This window comes from Arthrobacter sp. MDT2-16 (assembly GCF_054510925.1).
Map to the genome: position 1 here is coordinate 256,040 of NZ_JBTNDP010000001.1, position 23,064 is coordinate 279,103.

Sequence of the window (23,064 nt, forward strand, 5' to 3'; positions counted from 1 at the left end):
AGCACAACCTGCAACGGGTGACATCTCATCGCCGGCTGCTGGGTCGACCCCAACGCCCGAGGCTCCTCCAACCACTCCCACACTCTCGAACGATGCGTCGGCATCACAACCCTTGGCACTGAAGTTCCCGGCCGCAGACATCGACATGGCCATCCTGGCCCTGACTCCCAGCGCGACCGAACTCGCATCGCAACAACTAGTCCCCCCACTCACCCTCGACGCCTACTGGCTCACCCCCTACGGATCCCCGGGACCCGAATCAGCTGACACCACCTACATCGTCGGGCACAGCTGGGACGGTAAGGACGCCCCCTTCAACCGACTCAGCGACAAATCCCTGCTCGGCTCCGAGTTCACCCTGACAACCCAAGGAGGCGCTATCACCTACGTCGTGGAATCGGTCATCACCCACGACAAAGACACCCTCAAAGACAGCGACATCTGGAACGTCACCCCCCACCGTGTCGTCCTCATCAGCTGCTACACCGAAGATCCCTGGGGCAAGAACGTCGTCCTCACCGCCCTACCCAAAAGCACCTGAAATGGCCTCGGCTCTATACCGACAGGGGTGCAGGTCTCAGGTTCAGGGGAACTGTGCACAGTAAAGGCTGAGAGGTCGGGTTCAAGACCGGCCATCGGCGGGTACGCTGCCGGGCTGCCGACCCTGGCGTACCTGATACTTGCCGTCCCATGCCCCTTACGCTCGTCAGAGGCTTTCTTCTGTTTCGGTGAGAATGACCGACATGAGACACGATAGGGACATAGAACTTCCCGCCGATGCTGAGAACGGCTGGATCGACCGGAGCGACCGGTTGAGACCGCCATCGTTCATCGAGACGCACTCCAGCGGGGCCACAACCCGATTCAGCGGGCAATCGGGTCCGTCTCCCCCACGGGGTTGGTCCGACAAGTGAAAGCGGTTCCTCGCATCTACAACCCGCTCGTTGGAGGGTCATCCACTGGGGGCGGGTGGAACCCGAAGGGTGGAGCTCACAGCCGTGCACCTGTGGTCGAATCGGCGGCCTTCGCACCTGTGGTTAGGATGGGGAATCCTTTGACGTCCGGCTGGTCTCGGAGCTGGTGTTGGGTTGGCATCGAAAAAGGTGAGGTCCGAACCAGATCCTGCCCCGGAGAACCATGACCAGCATCAGTGCAGCCAATACGAACTTCAGGGACTACCGGATCGTGCGCCTGGACAGGTGTGCGGTCTTCGTATCCCTGGCGCGGCCCATGTGCATCACGGAGGAGGACGCCCTCAGGATTCTGCACGAGAGCTTCGAACTCACCCAGCACCGCCAGTACGTCGTCCTGGTCGACGTGAGTATGACCATCGATGTCTCACCTGAGGCCCGGCGGGTGTTCTCCTCCGCCCGAAACATCCTGGTCGCTGCGATGCTCGGCAGCACACCCATGGATCGGATGCTGTCCGCCCCGTACGAGCACGCCGTCTACCCTTGCGAGTACTTCACTGACAAGGACGAAGCACTTCTATGGTTGCGCCTCATGCACGACACGCTCTGCCAGGACCCGGTCGAGCACACCCTCAGCCTCACCATCGACCTCGACCCTTTCAGAACCCGCCCTCAGTCGTTCCCCTCGTATTCGGGTACCTGAGCACCAGGTTCATGTCGCTTCACGATCGTCGGGTGTGTTGAGTTCGGGGATGCTGCCGACGAGGGTTCCGCTGACGGTGAGTTCTTCTGCGACGTCGACGGGTTCGCTGTTCGGATCCTCCGTACTGGACGACCGGGCGTCCTCACGCTTCACCGCGTCGACCAACCTCGTCTCGTTCAGGACCCCTCAGCCTTCCACTACCCGGCGCCGTTGACCAGAGCAACAGACCAGAGACCTCAGGTCCCCGGCTTTGCTTGCCGACACGTGTCCACTGTCCCGGCGTCAAGGATTCCCCGGTCCCGATGCGCGGGTGTTTACCAGCGTCGGCGGCGGCACTACCTTGGGGGCATCCGGGTGAGCCCAGTCCATCCGCTCAGCACTGCAAAGGGACTCTCCTGGTATCTGTCCGAACCGGTCACAGCGCCCGCCCCCAGGTGGAGCGTGCAAGGAAGGAAACCACCATGGCACAGAACCTGAATCAACCCGTCACCGATGACAGCATCAAGGTCCGCCAACTCAGCCACTACCAATTCAGCTGGGTAGCCGGCGACCCGGGCCAGCCCGGCTCCTGGACCCTGCAACTGGTCCTCGACCAGGGAGCATGGGAGGAAGTTCTCACCATCGACGCCGATGATGCAGACAACCTCCAGGACCTGCTCTCCACCGCCGAGACCGTGTACTACGACGTGCAACGCCGAACCCTGATGTTCGGCACCACAGAAGCCGGGCACCACTAGTCAGAGACGTTCACGGAATGCGGACTGGTAGCGAGAGGGACATGCTCTGACAGGGGAAGGGGCGGACCCAGCGCCCCTTCCCTTCCCGCACCACTTCCCGGTCGCAGGCCTCAGCAGGCACTGAGGCCCGTCTGGATCCCGTATCTCCTCCGCTTCGGCCGCCAGTTCCTGGAGCTGCAGATCGATTACGGCTGTACCTCGCCCTTCTCGACATCGGTGCGAGCCTTGGCGTAGGCGCTGGCGATGTAGTCCTCGAGCTTGAAGCGTTCGATGCGCCACTGGCCGCGGCCGCCGATCTGGATAGCCGGCAGGTCCCCTGACTGGATAAGTCCGCGGATGGTGTTGTGCTTTGTGTTCAGCTCATCAGCGACCTGCTGCAGGGTGAGGAACCGCAGCGGCCTGGGCTGCTCCTCGACGGGGTGGTCTGTCATGTACCCAGCATCCCAGCTCCCGGGCACCGCATCGCCTATTGGCAAGGAAACGAGCGAAGGCGGATCTCGCGCCTCAGGGTTTCCGACGCGCCGTTCAATCGAGTGAGATACAAGAAGACCCCCGGAATCTGGCGGATTCCGGGGGTCTTTGCTGTAGCGGTGGTGGGACTCGATCCCACGACCTCACGATTATGAGTCGTGCGCTCTAACCAGCTGAGCTACACCGCCCTAAATGAGGTTGCCCGCACCGATCCTAGGATCGTCACGGGCCCCTCATTCATGAGCCCCCCACCGGAATCGATCCGGTGACCTCGTTCTTACCAAGAACGCGCTCTACCACTGAGCTAGGGGGGCAACAGCAAGAAACTTTACCAGTACCCTGCCGCTGGTGCGAAATCGACAGCCGCCCCGGAGGACGGACCCCTGATCCCGCGTCGGGCCTGGGTGGGGCACGGTCCCGACGGGGTTGGTCAGCTAGGTCCTACCACTGCTCGGACTGGGCGCTGGAACGTCCCGAGCCGGCTCCGGCACCCTTGCCCTGGCGGGGCTTGCGGTTCGCCTCGCCCGAGAACCGGGTGTCGCCGTCGCGCTTCGGGAAATCCTTCTTGAAGGGCTTCTTGAACTCGCCCGCACCGCGGTTGCCTGCGGGCTTGCGGCCCTTGTCGAGCTCGAGGTGGATGAGCTCGCCACCGATGCGCGTCTTGGACAGCGCACGCAGCTGGTCCTTGGAGAGGTCAGCCGGCAGCTCCACCAGGCTGTGGTCCGCACGGATGTCGATGCCGCCGATCTGCGCGGACGAGATACCGCCCTCGTTCGCGATGGCACCGACGATCGAGCCCGGCATCACGCGCTGGCGACGACCCACCGCGATGCGGTAGGTGGCGTTGCCCTCGGTGAGAGTGCGCGTGGGGCCACGCGACCCGAACGCGTCCTTGCGGCCCTCGGAGCGCTCACGTTGCCCGGCGGGCGCCACAGGGATGTCCTGCACGAGGATCGGCTGGCCACCCTGCGCCATGACGGCCAGTGCAGCAGCGATCTCCGCAGCGGGCACGTCGTGCTCCTGCTCGTAGTTCGCGATCAGTTCGCGGAACAGGGACACGTCCTCCGTGGCGAGCGTCTGCGTGATCTTCTCCGCGAACTTGCCGAGGCGCAGCTCGTTGATCGTTGCCGTGGAGGGCAGCTGCATCTGCTCGACGGGCTGGCGCGTGGCCTTCTCGATCGAACGCAGCAGGTATTTCTCGCGCGGCGTGATGAAGAGGATCGCGTCGCCCGAACGGCCCGCACGGCCCGTACGGCCGATGCGGTGCACGTAGGACTCGGTGTCGTGCGGGATGTCGTAGTTCACGACGAGCGAGATGCGCTCCACATCGAGGCCACGGGCGGCGACGTCCGTGGCGACGAGGATATCGATCTTGCCTTCACGCAGGGCCTCGACGGTGCGCTCACGCTGCTGCTGGGGGATGTCTCCGTTGATGGCTGCAGCCGAGAAGCCCCGTGAACGCAACTTGTCCGCCAGGTCTTCGGTAGCCATCTTGGTGCGGACGAAGGCGATGATGCCGTCGTAATCCTCCACCTCGAGGATGCGGGTCATCGCGTCCAGCTTGTGCGGGCCCATGACCTGCAGGTAGCGCTGGCGCGTGTTGGTGCCCGTCGTGGTCTTGCCCTTGACCGAGATCTCGGCCGGATCGTTCAGGTACTTCTTGGCGATGCGGCGGATGGCGGGGGGCATGGTCGCGGAGAACAGTGCAACCTGCTTCTCCGCCGGCGTCGAGGAGAGGATCTTCTCGACATCCTCGGCGAAGCCCATGCGCAGCATCTCGTCGGCCTCGTCGAGCACCACGTACTCGAGGTTGGAGAGATCCAGTGATCCCTTCTCGATGTGGTCGATCACGCGGCCGGGGGTGCCCACGACGACCTGCGCACCGCGGCGCAGCCCGGTGAGCTGGGGACCGTAGGGCGATCCACCGTAGACGGGCAGGACGGTGAAGCCCTCCATGTGCTTGGCGTAGGACGTGAAGGCCTCGGCCACCTGCAGTGCGAGCTCACGGGTCGGTGCGAGCACCAGGACCTGCGTGTTCTTGCTGGGGCCGCCGTTGACGTCGGCGAGCTCGGCCATCTTCGACAGCGCGGGGATGGCGAACGCGGCGGTCTTGCCGGTACCGGTCTGCGCGAGGCCGACGACGTCCCGGCCCTCGAGCAGCGCGGGGATCGTGGCGGCCTGGATGGGCGAGGGCGTCTCGTAACCGACGTCGGACAGGGCCGCGAGGACGCGGCCGTCGAGGTTCAGGTCGGTGAAGCGGACGGTGACGGCGTCGTCGGACTCGACGGCGGGAACCGCTGCGGTCGACTCGGCGTCAGGAGTGATGTCGGTGGTGTTCTCGGACAGGTTTTCAGGCACGGGAAGAGTCCTCCAGGTAGGTGCCGGACGGCCTGGCGGGAGACCGCAGGGCCGAATGAACATAGAAATCCGGCACTGTTTCAATCCCGCGGCAGGACTTCCTGCCACACCTGCTCGCTGCTCTCTCAGCAGTGATGTGTGACTTTTCTTCTAGCCGGCGCTCCCTGATGAATCTGCTCGCGAGTCTGCGCTCCGAGCCCCAACACAACCAATCCGGCCCAAGGGGCGGACGTAAAGGGAATACCGGTGTGGGGGATGGAACAAGTCTACGGCACACCCGCTCCATCCGCGGACCGGGGACGACCACGGACAGGTGATGTTCGGCACGTCAGGCCGAAGGGGCCACCTGCGACGTCCTCAGCCCCTGCAGGGCCGCCTTGCGCACCTGCGGGGTGAGGGCGAAGTGTCCCGCGGCCGCGGCATCGAGCAGGGTACGGGCCTGTTCCTCGTCGAGGCCCCCGTACACCTGGGCAGCCGTGATGCCGTGGGCGGGGACGACGACCCGGCGGATGGCATCGCCCGCCGTGATGCTGCCCTTCGTCACGACACTGAGGTACGTGCCCACGCGGTTGGCCTCGGCGAAGCGCCGGACCCATGACCGCTCCCCCAGGTACCGCGCGAAATTCACGCAGGGGGTACGCGGCATGGTCACCTCGAGCACCACCTGCTCACCGACGGCCCAGCGCTCACCGATCACGGCCCGGGAGGCGTCGATCCCTGCCACCCGGAGGTTCTCCCCGAAGAGGCCCGGCCGGACGTCGCGTCCCAGTTCGCGGGCCCAGAAATCGGCGTCGTCCTGCGCATAGGCGTAGAGGGCCTTCGTGGCACCGCCGTGGTGCTTGCGGCTGGCCTGGATGTCGCCGGTGAGCCCCAGCGGATGCACGTTCACCGGGCCCTCGACCGGGCGCTTGTCGATGGCCGTCACGCCGGTGGCGTCCTTCGTGGGCAGCAACTCGTGCACGCGACAGACTGCCAGGAGGGTGCCAGTGGTCATGGCGACCATCCTATGCGGCGTCGCGCGCTCGCGGTCCGCCCTGTCACGGTTCGAAGCGGTAGCCCATACCGCTCTCGGTGACGAAGTAGCGGGGGGCGCCCGGGTCGCGCTCGAGCTTCTTGCGCAGCTGCGCCATGTAGACGCGGAGGTACTGCACGTCCTTGGCGTAGGCGGGCCCCCACACGTCCAGCAGCAGTTGCTGCTGGGAGACGAGCCTGCCCGGGTGCGCGATCAGCCGGTCGACGATCTTCCACTCGGTGGGCGTCAGCCGGACGTCCTTCCCGTCCCTGACCACGCGCCGCGCCCCGGCGTCGAGGGTGAAGTCGGGGGTCTCGATGACGGGCGCATCGGCCTGGACGGCGGCCCGCCGTGCTGCCGCCCGGAGCCGCGCCAGCAGTTCGTCGAGGCCGAAGGGCTTCGTCACGTAGTCGTCGGCGCCGGCGTCGAGGGCCTCCACCTTGTCCTGTGACCCGTGCCGGGCCGACAGCACGATGATGTGCACCTGGGACCAGCCACGGATCCGGCGGATGACCTCCACGCCGTCGAGGTCGGGCAGCCCCAGGTCCAGCACGATGATGTCCGGATGGTGCTCGGACGCCGCCGCCAGGGCGGTCTCGCCGTCGACCGCCGTCACGCACTGGTAGCCGTAGGCGCGCAGGTTGATCTCGAGCGCGCGGAGGAGCTGCGGTTCGTCGTCGACCACCAGGACGCGGGTCACCGGCCGGCTCCCGTCGAGATGGGCAGGCGGATCACGAGGGTCAGGCCGCCGCCCGGCGTCTGCTCGGCGTCGAGCACTCCGCCCATCACCTCGGTGAACCCCTTGGCCACGGCCAGGCCGAGCCCCACACCGGCTCCCGATGGGGCGTCGTCGAGGCGCTGGAACGGGCGGAACATGGCAGCGACGTCGTCCCTGGACACACCGTGCCCGTGGTCGATCACCCGCAGCTCGCTGGCCGGGAAACCGTTGACGAGGGCCTTGCCGGTGCCTCCGACGGACGCGGTCACCTCGATCGGCGCGTCGGGCGCGTATTTCACCGCGTTCTCCACGATGTTCGCCAGCACGCGCTCCAGCAGACCGGGATCGGCTTCGATGGCCGGCAGGTTCGGCGGGATCGTGACGCGGACGCGGTCCCCGGACACGTTCGCGAGCGCTGGCCCGACGACGTCGGACCAGCGCAGCGGGCGCACGTGCGGGTTCACGGCATCACCCGTGATGCGCGACATGTCGAGCAGGTTGTTGACCAGCGCGTCGAGCCGGTCGGAGTAGTCCTCGATGGTCGCGAGCAGCTCGTCCTCGTCCTCCGGGGAGAAGGTGACGTCCGGCGAACGGAGGCTGCTCACGGCGAGCTTGATGCCGGCCAGCGGGGTGCGGAGGTCGTGGGAGACCGAGCGCAGGATCGCCGTGCGCATGACGTTGCCCTCGACGAGCCTGCGGTTGGTCCGGGTGCTCGCGAGGAGTTCCTGGCGCTGGAGCATCGACCGCAGCTGCCCGGCGAAGGCGGTGAGCAGGCCGCGATCCCGTGCCGACAGCTGATGTCCGTACAGCGCGAGGACGAAACCGCCGTCGACCGGCTCCGTGGTCGTGGCGCGCTCCAGGGTCCAGCGGTCGGCCGGGGCCCCGGGGTGGGGACGGACGGTGCTCCCGCTGCGTGGGTGCGCGGTCGCCTCCCGACCCGGCCGGGTGCTGCTGGGCGGCGGCCCGCTCTCCCCACTGCGTGGCGGCGCGTCCTCGGCGCGGACGGCGAGGGCCGTACGCTTCATCGCGCCTGCTGGTGCCGCCGGGCCGCCGGCGTCGTCGCCCGCCGGTTGTGCCGGTCCGAACAGGGCCACCGCATCGACGTCGAACTGGCTCTGGACGTGGCGCAGGAAACCCTGCAGCGTGTCCTCCTCCGCCAGGGCCCCCCGCGCCAACTCACCGAGCAACCCGGCCTCCTGCTGGGCCAGGACCGCTTCGCGCGAGCGGCGTGCCGAGAGCCCGACGACCAGCGACACCGTCACCGCGACGGCGATGAAGATCAGCACCGTGATCACGTTCTCGGGATCGGAGATCTCGAGCGAGCCGAAGGGCTCCGTGGAGGTGTAGTTCAGGATGACGCTGCTCCACAGCGCTGCCAGCAGCGCGGACCAGAGCCCTCCGATCAGCGCGACGGCGATGACGCCCGCGAGCTGGAAGAGGACGTCGACGGCGAGCAGCGAGTTGCCCGCCGAGAACACTGCTGCCTCGAGCAGCAGGGGCAGGACGAGCGCGACGGCGCAGCCCGCGACGACGCGCGGTCGGCTGACGGGAGCCGCGAGGGTGCGCCGGGCCGCCGGGTCCATCAGAGGGTGCGGGGGCCGGGGACGTCGGGGTGGTGTCCGATGGCGGTCGCCCGCGTCCGCCCGGCCGGCAGGGGCGCCCTGGCTCCGGCTGCTGATCCCCCCTCGACGGTCCCCGCACCGGGCCGGGCCTGCAGCGTGCGTGACAGCAGGACCCAGAAGACCGTGATCGCGAGCGCGCAGAACACTCCTGCGCTGGAGGCCATGAGCCAGCCGGTGGTCAGCTGGGAATTGAGGTCCCCGGCACCGAACAGCAGGCCGATCGTCTTCGGAGAGTAGATGAAGACCAGGAGGGTCACCACGAAGAGGGCGGCCGCCGTCGTCCGGTACGCCCGCAGCTCGGCGGGCAGCCCGCCGGCCTGGCCGGCGAGGACCGCCAGGACCACCACGATCCACACCCAGTGGTGGGACCACGAGATGGGCGAGATGAGCAGCATGAGCAGCGCCGTCATCGCGATGGGCAGGAACCGGTCCCCGCGCCGCGTCGAGGTCCGGATGATGTACGCGGTGGCCGCGACGAGCAGGAGGGAGACCACGAGCCACGGGAGGGTGGAGGGGAAATCGGGCCCCAGGAAGTGGAGGATGGCGCCGCGGACCGAGAGGTTGTCGACATAGCCCTCGCCGCCGATCCGCCCCGTGTCGCGCAGCATCTGCAGCCAGTACGTCGTCGACTCGGCCGGCAGGAGGAGGAAACCGATCGCGATGGTGCCGAAGAATCCCGCCCCCATGGTGAACAGCTGCTTCCACTCGCCGCGCACGAGGAAGTACAGACCGAAGACCAGGGGTGTCAGCTTGATGCCGGCGGCGATCCCGGTGAGCAGGCCCGTCGGCATCCTCCGGTGAGGCCCCGAGAGGAGGTCGGCGGCGATCATCGCGAAGAGCAGGATGTTGACCTGGGAGAAGGCCATCGTCTCCCGCCACGGCCCGAGCAGGCAGACCAGGCCGGTCCCTGCGACGGCCAGCGGCAGCGCCGTGGGGTGCGCCACCACGTCCCGCAGGGCACGGAAGCCGCCGAGGTACCGCATGACGAGCAGGGACGTGGCGGCCGCGATGAGCACGGACAGACCTACGAAGAGCAGGGCCCCGGTCTCGGCGCTCACGAGCGTCAGGACGGTGAACGCCAGAGCCGCGAACGGCGGATACGTGAACAGGAGCGAGCCCTTGCCCTCACCGAAGGACCGCGTGTAGAGCGAGCCGTCGCCGTCGACCACCGACTGCCCGCCCATCCGGTAGACCCGGAAGTCGAGACCGATGAAGTCGGCCCAGGCGAAGGCCCAGAGGCCGAGCGCCGCGGCCACGATCACGGAGGCGACGAGGCCCAGCGCCCGGACGGTCGCCGGGTTGCTGCGCTGGCTCATACTTTCCTTCCGGAGGACGTGGTGCTCGTACCGGCCCGGTGGGGGCCCGGGAACGGCTCATCCAGTGTAGGCATGGCGCCGGGCCACCTCCCGGGTGCGCGGTATGTTGGAAATCACCCTGCCCTCCCGTGAAAGGCCCATGCACCCATGCCCTCCCCCAGCGGAACCACTCCCCCCGCGCGCGCCACAGCCATCACGAACGCGCACGTCGTCCCGATTGACGGCGAGCCGTTCGACGGCACCGTCGTCGTCGAGGACGGCCGCATCACCGCCCTCGGTGCGTCGGTCGCGGTACCCGACGGCGCCGACGTCATCGACGCGGGTGGCAAGTGGCTGCTCCCCGGCTTCGTCGACGCGCACGTCCACCTCGGCACGCACGAGGAGGGTGAGGGCGCGGCCGGCGACGACACCAACGAGATGACCGAGCCGAACACGGCCGGCGTCCGCGCGATCGACGCCATCAACCCCTACGACCCCGGGTTCGACGACGCCCTCGCCGGCGGCGTGACCACGGTCAACGTGAATCCCGGTTCCGGCAACCCGATCGGCGGCCTCGCCGTCGCCCTCCACACGCACGGACGCTACCTCGAGGAGATGGTGCTCCGCTCCCCCAGCGGCCTGAAGTCCGCCCTCGGCGAGAACCCCAAGCGCGTGTACGGTGCCAAGAACAAGATGCCGTCCACCCGCCTCGGCACGGCGCTCGTGATCCGCGAGGCGTTCATGAAGGCCCAGAACTACATGGGCAAGGCCGAGGACAACGCCCGTGATCCGCACCTCGAGGCACTCGCCATGGTGCTGCGCCGCGAGATCCCCTGGCGCCAGCACGCACACCGCGCGGACGACATCGCGACAGCCCTGCGCATCGCCGACGAGTTCGGGTACGACCTCGTCCTCGACCACGGCACAGAGGCGCACCTGCTCGGCGACGTGCTGGCGGAACGCGGGACCCCCGTGCTGATCGGCCCCCTCTTCACCACGAAGTCCAAGGTGGAGCTGCGCGGCCGCTCGATCGCCAACCCGGGCAAGCTCGCGCGGGCGGGTGTGGAGATCTCGATCATCACCGACCACCCCGTCATCCCGATCAACTTCCTGGTGCACCAGGCCACCCTGGCGATCAAGGAGGGCCTGGACCGGGAGACGGCGCTGCGCTCGATCACGATCAACCCCGCGAAGGTCCTCGGGCTCGCCGACCGCCTCGGGTCGCTCGCCGTCGGCAAGGACGCGGACCTGGTGCTGTGGAGCGGCGACCCGCTCGACGTCATGCAGCGCGCCCTGCAGGTGTGGATCAGCGGCACGGAGGTCTACTCCTACGACGTCGAGACCCGCAGCGGCACCGTCGCTCCTCGGGGCTAGGCGCCACCCTTGCCGAAGCCCCTGCCACCGCGGCCGTTCACGCTGCGCGCCGCGATCGTCCTGTGGCTCGCGGTCGCGCTGCTCCTGCTCGTCGCAGCGGGCACGTTCATCACCTCGGCCGCCGTGCAGGACCTCGACCGCGCGGGGTTCATCGGACTCGGTGCGCTCTTCGGGGCGCTCGCCGTCCTCCAGCTGCTCCTCCTGCTCCCGCTGCGGCGGGGCAGGAGGAGCGCCCGGGAGGTCCTGAGCACCATCGGCATCATCGTCGGCGTCCCGATCATCGTGCGCGGGACGCCCGGGCTGTCCCTGATCGCCGGGGCGATGCTGGTCGCGATGCTGCTCATGTGGCTGCCGCAGAGCAGCGACTACTTCCAGCTGACCGAGCCGAAGGCCAGGAAGCGCTTCCGCCTGCCGGGCGCGCGCTGACCCGCGGCTGCATCCCCGAGCCGACCCGTCAATGAACAGCCGGTGGACAACGGGTAAATTGGTGTTGAACGAGTAGCAGAGCGCTACTGGGCTCTCATGCGCTCCGGGGACGGGTCGGATGGAGAGGGTGTTCGGGGAGCACCGGACATCGCGAACGCGAGGTGGTGCAGTGGCTGGCCGGATTCTTTCCGCGACCCGACGGGGCGGCGTCGTCCTGGGCGGCATCGTGGTCTACGTCCTGATCTGGGCGGGGCTCGCACTGCTCAGCGCCGCCATCGGCATCCACCTCTACTGGGGTCAGATCTCCGTGAGCCAGATGCTCCTGAACCTCGTCTCCGTGGAGACCGACGGCGGGGGCGGAGCAATCGTGTGGACCGGTATCCTGGCGGTCGGCGTCGCTCCCCTGTTCCTCACCTCGGCGATCGCACTCTGGCAGCACCGGCGGCGCCGCAAGCGCCGCCTGGCCGGCGACGGCGCAGGTCCCCGTCGCTCCCCCTGGCTCATGCGCTCCGTCTCCACCGCGCTGGTGGGGGCTGTCGTCGTGGGCGGCACCACTGCCTTCGCCACCGCCGTGGGCATGAGGGACTACATCGAAGCGGCGAACTCCGAGCACGACCTCGGCGACTACTACGTGGAACCCGCCGTCACCAGCGACGAGGACCGGCGCAACCTCGTGCTGATCTACCTCGAGTCCGGCGAGGCCACCCTCGCGGACGACCAGCTCTTCGAGAAGGACGCCTTCGCCTCCCTGAAGCAGTCCACTCCGGCCGCGGAGGGCTGGCAGAGCGTGGAGGACCTCCGGCAGTACAAGGGCGGCGGCTGGACGATGGCGGGCCTCACCGCCACGCAGTGCGGCGTCCCGCTGAAGGGCACCGGCTCCTCGAGCAGCGGCGATACCACCGATGAGCTCGACGGCGAGACCGACACCTACCTCGGTGGGGCCACCTGCCTGGGCGACGTCCTGGAGACGCACGGCTACACCAGCGTCTTCCTGGGTGGCGCCAACTCCTCCTTCGCAGGGAAGGACACGTTCCTGCGCAGCCACGGCTACTCCCAGGTGAAGGGCCTCTCCGAGTGGCGCGCCGCCGGAGAGGCGGAGGAGAACTTCCGCAGCGACTGGGGCTTGAGCGACGAACGTCTCCTGGCTCACGCCAAGGACGAGATCGACCGGCTGCACGCCGGATCGGAGCGGACCGGCCGGCCGTTCAACCTCTCCCTGCTGACGCTGGACACCCACGAGCCGGTGCACGTCTACCCCTCCTGCACCGTGGACACGCAGCAGGAGGTCACCTCCGTGTTCGCCTGCTCCCTCGCCCAGGTGGCCGGGTTCGTGGAGCACATGGAGGCGAAGGGGTACCTCGAGGACACCGCCGTGGTGATCATGGGCGACCACCTCAAGCACATGAGTGCCGGCGACGCCTTCCACGCGCAGCTCGACCACCACGACAACCGCACCATTTTCAACCGGATCCGCGTCCCGGGCGGGGACGAGGACGTCGCACTGCGCCCCGGCGTGGACCAGCTGAATATGTACCCCACGATCCTGGAGGCCGCCGGCCTGACACTGGAGGATTCCGAGGCAGGGCTGGGGGTGTCCGCCTTCGTCCCGACGGTCCCGGACGGTTCCGCCCAGGCGCTGGACCCGGTGCTGTACGACGAACTGCTGGACTCGCACTCCCCCGCGTTCTACGCGGAGGCGTGGGCGACCGGGGCCGCCACGCAGTAGCACGACACACGAAAGGCCCCTCCCGAAGGAGGGGCCTTTCGCCGTAGGGGCCTAGCGCAGGGCCGAGAGGGCCTGCTCGAGATCCCCGATCAGGTCCTCGATGTCCTCGATGCCGACGGACAGCCGGATGAGGTTCTCCGGTACCGCCAGCTCGGTGCCCTTGACGGAGGCGTGCGTCATGTCGGACGGGTAGTTCATGAGCGACTCGATGCCGCCCAGGGATTCGGCGAGCAGGAAGACGTGCGTGGACTCGGCGACCTTCTTCGCGGCCTCGGCACCGCCCTTGAAGGTCACGGAGATCATGCCGCCGAAGTCCTTCATCTGTGCCGAGGCGAGCTCGTGGCCCGGGTGTTCCGGCAGTCCGGGGTAGTAGACGCGCTCCACCTCGTCCTGCTGCAGCAGCCAGCGCGCGACCGCCGTCGCGTTGGAGGAGTGACGGTCCATGCGGACTCCGAGGGTCTTCAACCCGCGCGTGGTGAGCCAGGCCTCCATCGGCGCGGAGACGGCGCCCACGGCGAACTGCACGAAGCCGATCTTCTCGGCCAGTTCGTCGTCGTCCACCACCACGGCACCGCCGCTGGCGTCCGAGTGGCCGCCGATGTACTTGGTGGTCGAGTGCACGACGACGTCGGCGCCGAACGTGAGCGGCTGCTGCAGGTAGGGCGACGCGAAGGTGTTGTCGACTACGAGGAGGGCACCGGCGTCGTGCGCGAGCTGGGCCGTCGCGGCGATGTCGGTGATCTTCATCATCGGGTTCGACGGCGTCTCGACCCACACCATCTTCGTGTTGTTCGCGGCGATGGCGGCCCGGAGGGCGTCGGGGTCGGCCATGTCGACGGCGGTGTTGGTGATGCCCCACTGGGACAGGACGCGGTCGATCAGGCGGTAGGTGCCACCGTACGCGTCGTTGCCGAGGACGATGTGGTCGCCCGGGCGGAGGGCGGCCCGGATCAGGGCGTCCTCGGCGGCAAGTCCCGACGAGAAACTGTACGCGTGCTTGCCGCCCTCGAGCGCGGCGAGCTGCACCTGCAGCGCGTCGCGGGTCGGGTTGCCGCCACGGCCGTACTCGTAGCCGTTGCGCAGCCGGCCGATGCCGTCCTGCGCGAAGGTGGTGGTCTGGTACAGGGGCGGGATCACCGCTCCCGTGGCGGGATCGGGGGTCTGGCCGGCGTGGACGGCGCGGGTGTTGAAGCCCTGGGCGGAGTGGGTCACGATGCTCCTGGAATCCGGTGGTGGTTACTTGCTCATGTATGTCAGCAAGTCGTGGTGCGTAAGAATTCCCACCGGCGAGCCGACGGACGTCACCATCAGCGTGTCGCTGTCCCGGAGGCGCTCGCGTGCAGTGGCGACGGATTCGAGCGACCCGATGAGGGGCAGCTTCGCATCCATGTGCTCGGAGATCTTGTCCGTCAGCTTCGCCTCGCCGTGGAAGATCTTCGCGGTCAGGGACCGCTCATGCACCGAGCCCAGTACCTCTCCCAACTTCACGGGGGGTTCCTGCGACAGCACGGGGATGTTGGAGACGCCGTACTGGTCCATGATCGCGATGACGTCGCGCACGGTCTCTGCGGGGTGCGTGTGCACCAGGTCCGGCAGCGACCCGTTCTTCGTGCGCAGCACCTCGCCGACGCTGGCTTCCTCGCCGCTGTCCAGGAAGCCGTAGGAGCTCATCCAGTCGTCGTTGAAGATCTTGCCGAGGTAGCCGCGGCCGCCGTCGGGCAGGAGCACCACCACGACGTCGTCCTCGGTGAGGTCCTTCGCGACGCGCAGCGCGGCGACGACGGCCATGCCGCACGAGCCGCCGACCAGCAGGCCCTCCTCGCGGGCGAGGCGCCGGGTCATCTCGAAGCTCTCGGCGTCGGTGACGGCGAGGATCTCGTCGGGAACTGAAGGGTCGTAGGAGTCGGGCCACATGTCCTCGCCGACGCCCTCGACGAAGTAGGGGCGCCCGGTGCCGCCCGAGTAGATGGAGCCCTCCGGATCGGCGCCGATGATGCGCACCGGGCCGACCTCGCGGTCCGCCGAGACCTCCTTGAGGTAGCGGCCGGTGCCGGTGATCGTGCCGCCGGTGCCCACGCCGGTCACGAAGTGCGTCAGCGTGCCGTCGGTGTCGTTCCAGATCTCGGGGCCGGTGGTCTCGTAGTGGCTGAGCGGGCCGTTGGGATTGGAGAACTGGTCGGGTTTGTATGCACCGGGGATCTCGCGGACCAGGCGGTCGGACACGCCGTAGTAGGACTGGGGGCTGTCGGGTGAGACGGCGGTGGGGGTGACCACGACCTCCGCGCCGTAGGCCTTCAGGACGTTGCGCTTGTCCTCGCCCACCTTGTCCGGCACCACGAAGACGCACTTGTAGCCGCGCTGCTGGGCCACGAGGGCGAGCCCCACGCCGGTGTTGCCCGAGGTCGGTTCCACGATGGTGCCACCGGGCTTGATCCTGCCCTCGGCTTCCGCGGCGTCGATGATCTTCGCCGCGATGCGGTCCTTCACCGACCCGCCTGGATTGAGGTATTCGACTTTCGCGAGCACGGTGGCCCTGATGCCCTCGGTGACGGAGTTGAGCTTGACCAGCGGGGTGTTGCCGATCAGGTCAACGATGGAATTGGCGTATCTCATGGGTACAACGCTACCGGCTGGCGCCGTGTCCTCCCGCGCCGCCGTTACGCCGTGGGACGCGGAAGGCGCTACGCCTGCCACCCCGATGATCGTGCGATACTTTCCCGCGAAACGGAGGAGCCCTTGACTCGTCGCACCGCCCTGCGTGCGGTCCTGCCGGCCCTCGCGGTGGCCTGCGTGGTCGGCGGGCTGCTGCCCGGCCCCGACCTCGCGGAGCTGTGGACCCGGATCTGGCCGATCCTGCTCTTCGTGACCGCGATGACCGTCGTCACGGACCTCCTGTTCTACGCCGGGGTCTTCGAACGGGTGATCTCGGCCTCGGCACGCCTCGCGCGCGGCCGCGTCCTCGCACTGTGGCTCGTCACGGTGCTCCTTGCCGTGTCCTGCACCGTCTTCTTCTCGCTGGACACGACGGCGGTCCTGCTCACGCCGCTCGTGGTGCTCCTCGCGCGTCGGGCGGGATTGCCGCCATTGCCGTTCGCCATCACGATCGTGTGGCTCGCCAACACGGCGTCGCTGCTCCTCCCGGTGTCCAATCTCACCAACCTGCTCGTACAGGAGGAGCTGCAGCTGAGTCCGGCCGCGTTCGCGGGTCTGGTCCACGGACCGGCGATCGTCGGCGTCGCCCTGCCGTGCCTCGTCCTGTACCTGCTGTTCCGGCGTCAGCTCTCCGGGAGCTTCTCCCCCGCACCACCGCGCGCGGCCGAGGACCGGGTGCTGCTGCGCTGCGGCTACGCCGTCCTCGCGCTCCTCCTCCCCGCCCTGGTCAGCGGCATCCCCGTGGCCCTGAGCGCGAGCGCGGCCGCCGTCGTCCTGGCCGTCCTCTTCGCGATCCGATGGCGGGACGTGCTGACCATCCGGCTGATTCCCGTCAAACCGCTCCTGCTCGCCCTCAGCCTCTTCGTGCTCGTCACCGCAGCGCACGCGCAGGGGCTGGACGCCTTCGTCTCGCCGCTCGCCGGGGAGGGGGAGGGGTTGACGGACCTGCTGCGGCTCGCCGCCGTCGGTGCGGCCGGCGCCAACGCAGTGAACAATCTTCCGGCCTACCTCGCCCTGGAACCGGTGGCCGGGTCCCCGCTGCGCCTCGCAGCGCTGCTGATCGGGGTGAACCTCGCGCCGCTCGTCACGCCGTGGGGCTCGCTCGCGACGCTGCTCTGGGCCGAACGGCTCCGCTCGCTCGGCATCACCATCCGGTGGGTGCCGTTCGCCGTGGCCGGGTTGCTGGTCACCGCCGTGGTGCTGCCGGCGGCCGTGGTGGTGCTGTGGGTGCTGGGAGCGGGAGCCTAGGCTGGAACGACATGCCGCCCGTCGACGAGGAGACCCGACCATGACGAACACCTACAGGATCGCGGTCATCGCGGGCGACGGGATCGGCAAGGAGGTCATGCCGGAGGGGCTGCGGTCGCTCCGGGCGGCGGCGGACAGGTACGGGTTCGCGGTGGACGCCGTCGAGTTCGACTACGCGAGTGCCGAGTACTACCTAAAGCACGGGCAGATGCTGCCCGACGGCTGGTTCGAGGAGCTACGGGGCTTCGACGCGATCTTCTTCGGTGCGGTGGGATGGCCCGATGTGGTCCCGGACCACGTGTCCCTGTGGGGCAGCCTGCTGCAGTTCCGGCGCCACTTCGACCAGTACGTCAACCTGCGCCCCGTGCGCCTGCTGCCGGGGATCACGAGCCCGCTGGCGGGCCGGGAGCCGGGCGACGTGGATTTCTACGTGGTCCGCGAGAACACCGAGGGCGAGTACTCGAGCGTGGGCGGCAGGATGTTCGAGGGTACCGACCGCGAGACGGTGATCCAGGACACCGTCATGACGCGCACGGGGGTGGACAGGATCCTCCGGTACGCCTTCGACCTCGCGCGGAAGCGGGAGAAGAAGCACCTGACCTCGGCGACGAAGAGCAACGGCATCTCCATCACCATGCCCTACTGGGACGAGCGGGTGGAGGCGATGGCGGCGGGGTACGACGACGTCCGCACCGACAAGTTCCACATCGACATCCTGTGCGCGAACTTCGTGCTCCACCCCGATTGGTTCGATGTCGTCGTGGCCAGCAATCTCTTCGGCGACATCCTCTCCGACCTCGGGCCCGCCTGCACCGGGACCATCGGCGTGGCACCCAGCGGCAACATCAACCCCGACCGCACCTTCCCGAGCCTGTTCGAGCCGGTTCACGGGTCCGCCCCGGACATCGCGGGCCGGGGCATCGCGAATCCGGTGGGACAGATCTGGAGTGCGTCCATGATGCTGGAGCACCTCGGCGAGACGGAGGCCGCGGCCGGGATCCTCGCGGCGATCGAGTCGGTGCTCGCCACCGGCGGCCGGGCACTGACCCGGGACCTCGGAGGAACGGGCACGACGGCGTCGCTGGGTGCGACGATCGCGTCCGCCGTCGCTGGGACCTCCTAGCGCCCCGTGCCCTCGGCGGAGAGCTCCCACTGGCGGGCTCCTGCCCCGGCTGCGCCGAGGGACTCGACCACGCTGCGCGTGCGCTCCCGGACGGCTGCCTCGTGCTCGGGTGACGAGCACGCGCCGACGGGCCGGTCGGGGGCGAGCGAACACCAGCGATAGGGCCCGGCGACGATGAGGGACGGCAACCAGTCGAGCCCGGAGACCGTCCAGGTCCCCCCGTCGTCCCGGCTGAAGCGGGCCCTGACCATCAGGCCCTCGTTGTTGACCGCGTAGGTCGGGGACAGCTCCGTCACCCCGTTCCCCAGCCCGTACACGATCCACCTGCCGTTGTACCTCTCGATGGGCAGGACCGAGTGGGTGTGGTGTCCGTAGACGAAGTCCACCTGCCCGCTGTCGGCGAGCGCACGTGCCACCTCGGTCTGCTGTGCGTTGGGGACCGAGGCGTATTCGTCCCCGGCGTGCAGTGCCGCGAGCACGATGTCCGCGCCCTGGGCCCTGGCGGCCCGGGCCTTCGCGATCATCGCCGGTGCGTCGAGCATGTCCACCCGCCAGGGCTGGTCGGCGACGAGCCCGTTCAGTCCGTAGGTGGCTGCGATGACCGCCACCCGTGCCTCCGGCAGGTCGAGGATCAGGATCTCCTGCGCGTCCGCGGCGCCGGCGTAGGACCCGGTGTGGTCGAGGCCCGCCGCCTCCAGGGCGACAAGCGTCCGCTCCACGCCCTCCGTGCCCTGGTCCAGGGAGTGGTTGCTGGCCGTGGTGCAGGCGTCGTAGCCGACCTCCCTGGCGGCGCCGACAATCTGCGGGGGGACGTTGAACCGCGGGTACCCCGCGAACGGTCCTCCGGCCGAGGCCACGGGCGTCTCGAGGTGGCAGATGCCCAGGGTGGCGGCCGAGAGGTAGGGGCGCTGCCCCGCGAGCAGCGGCTCGAAATCGAGCGGATACCCACCCGTCGCGGCCGCGTCCACTGCGGCCTGGTCCCACAGCTGGGGATGCACGAGGAGGTCGCCCGTGAGGACGACACTGACGCAGTCCGTGCAGGCGACGGGAGACGGCATCGGGGTCGGCGTGGGCGCCGGCGACGCCAGGTCCCGGGCCTCCGCCGGTGGTGCCGGGCTCTGTCGGGCGTCCTCGGCCCCGTTCCCCGGGCACCCGCCGCACAGCAGGACCGACCACAGGAGGACGACAACACGTATGCCCGTCCCCGGGAGGTGACGCCGCTGCCCGGCCGCAGGCAGGGAGGAGCCACTCGCTCCACCCCTGCGTGACTCGGCCATCTGCTGGTCCTCACGATTCCACCGGATGCCCGATGCTACTCCCGGGAAGGCGAGGCGGGACACGCCGTGGGCGCTCTGCCGGACCCGCGCACCGTGACACCATTGGACGCATGACCATCGCCCCCGCCGTCGTGCCGTCGGGTGCCGAGGCCGCGGAGTGGACCCCCGACGGCCCGTACAACCTCGCGGGAACGGTCGGCACCCTGCAGTGCGGGCCGTACGACCCCTCCTTCATCGTCCAGGGCCCCGACCACTGGCTCGCGTACCGCACCGCGGACGGGCCCGTCACCCTGGCCCTGCGGCAGCGCGGCCCGCTCAACGGCTGCCGGGTCCAGGCGACGGCGTGGGGACCCGGGGCGGCGCGCGCCCTCGAGTCGGTGCCGCGCCTGCTCGGCGCGGACGACGACTGGAGCGCGTTCGACAGCGCCGCGTTCGCGGCGACACTGCCCGACCTCGCCCGCAAGGGCCGGTACCTCAACCCGGGACTGCGCCTGCCCGCGTCGGGCCGCATGCTGGACACGATCGTCAGGGCGATCCTCGAGCAGAAGGTCACCAACCTCGAGGCGAAGCGCTCGTGGCGTTACCTGCTGACCCGCTACGGGGATCCCGCTCCCGGTGCCGGGGAATGCGCGCCCGCGGGGCTCCGCCTCCCCCCGACGCCCGAGCAGTGGCGCCGCATCCCTTCCTGGGAGTGGCACAAGGCCGGCGTCGACGCGAAGCGCTCCACCACCATCCTCAAGGCCGCCCTCGTGGCCAGCGGCCTCGAACGCCTCGGCTCCCAGCCCGGCGGTGACACAGTGCGGGCGGGCCTGCGGTCGGTTCCCGGCATCGGCGTGTGGACCGTCGCGGAGGTGATACAGCGGACGCACGGCTGCCCCGATTCCATCTCCGTGGGTGACTACCACCTGGCGGCCTACGTGGGCGCGGCGCTCACGGGACGCCGCACCGACGACGCCGGGATGATCGAGCTGCTCAGGCCGTGGAAGGGACAGCGGCAGCGCGTGGTCCGCTCCCTGTACGCGAGCGGGTTCCGCAAGCAGGCCTACGGGCCGCGCCTGACCCCCGAGGATCATCGCCACCGCTAGGGTTGGAGCATGAGCCGACCAGTAGACGTCACCGCAGTGTTCACCCCGCTCGACGGCGAGTTCTTCCGCGTGAAGCTCGCCCTGGACATCGCCATCGAGCAGGTGGTGCAGGAGCCCGGGTGCATCCGCTACGAGATCACCGACGCACAGCAGGACCGCATCGTCCTGACCGAGCAGTGGGAGTCCACCGAGCTGCTGGACACACACCTGCGCGGACCCGCCGTCCAGGACCTCGGCGAATCCCTCAGCGCACTGCTCGCCCGGCCCGCGGAGGTGGTCCGCTCGGACCAGGCGGCCTGACGGCAGCACGGAAGAAGCCCCGCACTCGGTGAGTGCGGGGCTTCTCGGTTCCCGGGACGGCGTGAGCGCGTCTACAGCGCCTCTACTGCGCGTCGGGGGCGGAGGCGCCCTCCTGCTGCTGGGCGATCTGCTCGTGGACGGCCTTCATGTCCAGGCCCTTGACGGCATCGACGAGTTCGCCGAACTGGGTCGCGTTGAGGGCACCGGGCTGCGAGAAGACGAGGACCTTCTCGCGGAACGCCATGAGCGTGGGGATCGAGGTGATCCCGGCGGCCGCGGCGAGCGACTGCTCGGCCTCGGTGTCCACCTTCGCGAAGGTGACGTCCTCGTGCTGCTGCGACACGGCGTCGTACACCGGCGCGAACTGCTTGCACGGCCCACACCAGTCGGCCCAGAAGTCAACGAACACGATGTCGTTGCCTTCGATGGTTTCCGGGAAGCTTGCCTCGGTGATATTGATTGTCGACATCCCTTAACGCTAGCGACCCCACCATGCCCTTGTCAGGCCTGTTCGCTACCGATGAAGAATACGCACGCTCGAGAGATACCCGGAGGCACACGTGGAGGACCCGCACGATCTGGCACGGTTCGTCGAGGCGCAGGACGCGCACGGCACCTACGACCAGGCCCTGGCCGAGCTGCAGCGCGGCCGCAAGACGAGCCACTGGATGTGGTTCGTCTTCCCCCAGATCGCCGGGCTCGGGAGCAGCCCGACCTCCGTACGGTACGCCGTGGCGTCCCTCGACGAGGCGCGCGCCTACCTCTCGCACCCGGTGCTCGGGCCCCGGCTGATGGAGAGCGTCCACGCGCTCCTCAATCTGGACGGCAGCGATCCGGTCGCAGTGCTCGGCGGGATCGACGCCCGCAAACTGCAGTCCTCCATGACGCTCTTCGGCCGGGCCGCACCCCAGGAGCCGTGGTTCACGGCCGTCCTGGACCGCTACTTCGCCGGCGAGGAGGACGGGGCGACGACCTCGATCCTGGCAGGGTGACGCGGATGCGTGGCAGGCCCGCGGAGGGAGTGACCCGCGGGCGCCGCGCGGCGGTTCAGCCCGTGGCGTTGAGCCTGTCGATGATCGGCAGGGCCGCGGCGAGCGTGGCGCGGTCGTCGTCGTCGAGCTGGTCGAGCAGGGCGGCTACGAGCTCGTTGCGCCGCCGGCTGGCCGCCTCCCACGCCTCGCGGCCCCTCTCCGTGAGCTGCACGAGGACGGCGCGCGAGTCGGTGGGGTCCGACCCCCGGCTGACCAGTCCTGCCTGCTCGAGCTTGATGATCTGCTCGGTGGCGGACGGCACCCGGATCCCGAGGTTCGCGGCGACACGGCTCACGCGGAGGGGCTCCTCCGCGGCCATGCTGAGCGTGCTCATCTGCATGGTCGTCAGCTCCCCGTCGCCGTCCATGGAACGGCTGAGGTACACGGCGTGGCGCAGCGTCGTGCGGAAGGACTGCGCGAGGGCCAGCAGTCGGACGTCCGTCGCGGAAGAGTTCATAGTTAGGCAGCCTAACATTTCTGCGCCGCGACGGCAAGGTGCGATGTCGCCGCGCCGGCGCTAGCGTGGGGTGGAGCGACGGGAGGGGACCATGCAGGACGGGGCAAGCGGCGTCGGCGTGGGCGACACCCTCGCCTTCCTCGCCGGGAGATGGTCCACGCGCCGCGAACTGCTCGACCGCACCACGGGTGTGACGGGCATCTTTACCGGCATCACCGCCTTCACCCCCGACGGCGACGGACTGCGGTGGGACGAGGAGGGCACCGTCACGTGGCCGCACTTCGAGGGCCCGGCGTCGCGCTCCTATCGGATCAGCGCAGCGGGTGCAGTGGCGACCGTGCACTTCGCCGACGGCCGTGTCCTCTGCCGGCTCGACCTCCGCAGCGGCACGAGCCGGGACGAACACGCCTGCCCTCCCGACACCTACCGCGTGCAGTTCACGGTCACCTCCCCCAGCACCATCGACTACACCTGGGATGTCACCGGCCCGTCGAAGGACCAGTTGCTCACGACGGCGCTGACGCGGCAGTGACACGGC

24 protein-coding genes and 2 tRNA genes are annotated in these 23,064 nt (G+C 69.0%); 12 read left to right on the top strand and 14 right to left on the bottom strand.

Annotated elements, in window-relative coordinates:
• The first annotated feature begins 112 nt into the window (after positions 1-112).
• Entirely contained in the window at positions 113-541 is a 429-nt protein-coding gene (locus ACX80N_RS01255) for a class F sortase (protein ID WP_459337972.1), read from the top strand.
• 596 nt (positions 542-1,137) lie between these two features.
• Positions 1,138-1,614, top strand: a complete 477-nt coding sequence (locus tag ACX80N_RS01260) for a DUF7793 family protein (RefSeq protein WP_105032999.1) — start codon at positions 1,138-1,140, stop codon at positions 1,612-1,614.
• Positions 1,615-1,623: 9 nt separating this feature from the next.
• Here the strand turns inward: ACX80N_RS01260 and ACX80N_RS01265 are convergent, their stop codons facing one another.
• Entirely contained in the window at positions 1,624-1,779 is a 156-nt protein-coding gene (locus ACX80N_RS01265; protein WP_459337973.1) for a hypothetical protein, read from the bottom strand.
• 296 nt (positions 1,780-2,075) lie between these two features.
• Between ACX80N_RS01265 and ACX80N_RS01270 the strand changes: the two genes are divergently transcribed.
• Positions 2,076-2,351: a hypothetical protein gene (locus tag ACX80N_RS01270; protein WP_105033000.1), complete on the top strand. Its 276-nt coding sequence runs from the start codon at positions 2,076-2,078 to the stop codon at positions 2,349-2,351.
• A 185-nt stretch (positions 2,352-2,536) separates the two neighbouring features.
• On the opposite strand, the gene ACX80N_RS01275 is transcribed toward ACX80N_RS01270, so the two are convergent.
• The 8 genes from ACX80N_RS01275 to ACX80N_RS01310 form a co-directional block, all read right to left on the bottom strand.
• Complete coding sequence (locus tag ACX80N_RS01275; RefSeq protein ID WP_459337974.1) at positions 2,537-2,782, bottom strand: helix-turn-helix domain-containing protein; 246 nt, start codon at positions 2,780-2,782, stop codon at positions 2,537-2,539.
• Between the two features lie 154 nt (positions 2,783-2,936).
• A tRNA-Met gene (locus ACX80N_RS01280) sits at positions 2,937-3,010 on the bottom strand.
• Positions 3,011-3,064: 54 nt separating this feature from the next.
• Positions 3,065-3,136 (bottom strand) — tRNA-Thr (locus ACX80N_RS01285).
• Between the two features lie 127 nt (positions 3,137-3,263).
• The gene (locus ACX80N_RS01290) at positions 3,264-5,180 is read right to left on the bottom strand and encodes a DEAD/DEAH box helicase (protein WP_240615239.1); all 1,917 of its coding nucleotides are present in this window, start codon (positions 5,178-5,180) and stop codon (positions 3,264-3,266) included.
• A 328-nt stretch (positions 5,181-5,508) separates the two neighbouring features.
• Positions 5,509-6,174, bottom strand: a complete 666-nt coding sequence (locus ACX80N_RS01295; RefSeq protein ID WP_459337975.1) for an MOSC domain-containing protein — start codon at positions 6,172-6,174, stop codon at positions 5,509-5,511.
• A 43-nt stretch (positions 6,175-6,217) separates the two neighbouring features.
• On the bottom strand, positions 6,218-6,892 hold the full coding sequence (locus ACX80N_RS01300) for a response regulator (protein ID WP_459337976.1): 675 nt from the start codon (positions 6,890-6,892) through the stop codon (positions 6,218-6,220).
• Positions 6,889-8,493, bottom strand: a complete 1,605-nt coding sequence (locus ACX80N_RS01305; protein ID WP_459337977.1) for an ATP-binding protein — start codon at positions 8,491-8,493, stop codon at positions 6,889-6,891. The genes ACX80N_RS01300 and ACX80N_RS01305 overlap by 4 nt, the downstream gene beginning before the upstream one ends.
• Positions 8,493-9,848 (bottom strand): glycosyltransferase 87 family protein, encoded by a 1,356-nt coding sequence (locus tag ACX80N_RS01310; RefSeq protein ID WP_459337978.1) that lies wholly within the window; start codon positions 9,846-9,848, stop codon positions 8,493-8,495. Before ACX80N_RS01310 ends, ACX80N_RS01305 begins: the two co-directional genes overlap by 1 nt.
• A 147-nt stretch (positions 9,849-9,995) precedes the next feature.
• Here ACX80N_RS01310 and ACX80N_RS01315 point away from each other — a divergent pair, with 147 nt between their 5' ends.
• The 3 genes from ACX80N_RS01315 (at position 9,996) to ACX80N_RS01325 (ending at position 13,353) form a co-directional block, all read left to right on the top strand.
• Positions 9,996-11,201 carry an amidohydrolase gene (locus ACX80N_RS01315; protein WP_105033007.1) on the top strand — a complete coding sequence of 402 codons (1,206 nt, stop codon included), beginning with the start codon at positions 9,996-9,998 and terminating at the stop codon, positions 11,199-11,201.
• Positions 11,202-11,210: 9 nt separating this feature from the next.
• Positions 11,211-11,627 carry a hypothetical protein gene (locus ACX80N_RS01320; RefSeq protein WP_459337979.1) on the top strand — a complete coding sequence of 139 codons (417 nt, stop codon included), beginning with the start codon at positions 11,211-11,213 and terminating at the stop codon, positions 11,625-11,627.
• A 169-nt stretch (positions 11,628-11,796) separates the two neighbouring features.
• Entirely contained in the window at positions 11,797-13,353 is a 1,557-nt protein-coding gene (locus ACX80N_RS01325; protein WP_459337980.1) for a sulfatase-like hydrolase/transferase, read from the top strand.
• A gap of 51 nt (positions 13,354-13,404) precedes the next feature.
• Here ACX80N_RS01325 and ACX80N_RS01330 read toward each other — a convergent pair whose 3' ends face one another.
• Both ACX80N_RS01330 and ACX80N_RS01335 read right to left on the bottom strand, forming a co-directional pair.
• Positions 13,405-14,565: a cystathionine gamma-synthase gene (locus tag ACX80N_RS01330; protein ID WP_459337981.1), complete on the bottom strand. Its 1,161-nt coding sequence runs from the start codon at positions 14,563-14,565 to the stop codon at positions 13,405-13,407.
• A 24-nt stretch (positions 14,566-14,589) separates the two neighbouring features.
• On the bottom strand, positions 14,590-15,966 hold the full coding sequence (locus ACX80N_RS01335) for a cystathionine beta-synthase (RefSeq protein ID WP_459337982.1): 1,377 nt from the start codon (positions 15,964-15,966) through the stop codon (positions 14,590-14,592).
• Between the two features lie 123 nt (positions 15,967-16,089).
• On the opposite strand from ACX80N_RS01335, the gene ACX80N_RS01340 reads away from it, so the two are divergent.
• The gene (locus tag ACX80N_RS01340) at positions 16,090-17,253 is read left to right on the top strand and encodes an SLC13 family permease (RefSeq protein ID WP_459337983.1); all 1,164 of its coding nucleotides are present in this window, start codon (positions 16,090-16,092) and stop codon (positions 17,251-17,253) included.
• Between the two features lie 40 nt (positions 17,254-17,293).
• Complete coding sequence (locus ACX80N_RS01345; protein ID WP_459337984.1) at positions 17,294-18,376, top strand: tartrate dehydrogenase; 1,083 nt, start codon at positions 17,294-17,296, stop codon at positions 18,374-18,376.
• Here the strand turns inward: ACX80N_RS01345 and ACX80N_RS01350 are convergent.
• Positions 18,373-19,653, bottom strand: coding sequence for a CapA family protein (locus tag ACX80N_RS01350; protein ID WP_459337985.1), 1,281 nt, complete (start codon positions 19,651-19,653; stop codon positions 18,373-18,375). The genes ACX80N_RS01345 and ACX80N_RS01350 overlap by 4 nt on opposite strands.
• Positions 19,654-19,763: 110 nt before the next feature.
• Between ACX80N_RS01350 and ACX80N_RS01355 the strand changes: the two genes are divergently transcribed.
• Entirely contained in the window at positions 19,764-20,738 is a 975-nt protein-coding gene (locus tag ACX80N_RS01355; RefSeq protein WP_459337986.1) for a DNA-3-methyladenine glycosylase family protein, read from the top strand.
• A gap of 9 nt (positions 20,739-20,747) precedes the next feature.
• Positions 20,748-21,038 carry a putative quinol monooxygenase gene (locus ACX80N_RS01360; RefSeq protein ID WP_105033015.1) on the top strand — a complete coding sequence of 97 codons (291 nt, stop codon included), beginning with the start codon at positions 20,748-20,750 and terminating at the stop codon, positions 21,036-21,038.
• Between the two features lie 82 nt (positions 21,039-21,120).
• On the opposite strand, the gene trxA is transcribed toward ACX80N_RS01360, so the two are convergent.
• On the bottom strand, positions 21,121-21,507 hold the full coding sequence (trxA, locus tag ACX80N_RS01365; protein ID WP_459337987.1) for a thioredoxin: 387 nt from the start codon (positions 21,505-21,507) through the stop codon (positions 21,121-21,123).
• Positions 21,508-21,598: 91 nt separating this feature from the next.
• On the opposite strand from trxA, the gene ACX80N_RS01370 reads away from it, so the two are divergent.
• Entirely contained in the window at positions 21,599-22,030 is a 432-nt protein-coding gene (locus ACX80N_RS01370; protein ID WP_105033017.1) for a DUF1810 domain-containing protein, read from the top strand.
• A gap of 55 nt (positions 22,031-22,085) precedes the next feature.
• On the opposite strand, the gene ACX80N_RS01375 is transcribed toward ACX80N_RS01370, so the two are convergent.
• Positions 22,086-22,526, bottom strand: coding sequence for a MarR family winged helix-turn-helix transcriptional regulator (locus ACX80N_RS01375; RefSeq protein ID WP_459337988.1), 441 nt, complete (start codon positions 22,524-22,526; stop codon positions 22,086-22,088).
• A 91-nt stretch (positions 22,527-22,617) separates the two neighbouring features.
• Here ACX80N_RS01375 and ACX80N_RS01380 point away from each other — a divergent pair, with 91 nt between their 5' ends.
• On the top strand, positions 22,618-23,058 hold the full coding sequence (locus ACX80N_RS01380; RefSeq protein WP_459337989.1) for a DUF6314 family protein: 441 nt from the start codon (positions 22,618-22,620) through the stop codon (positions 23,056-23,058).
• Positions 23,059-23,064: the final 6 nt, after the last annotated feature.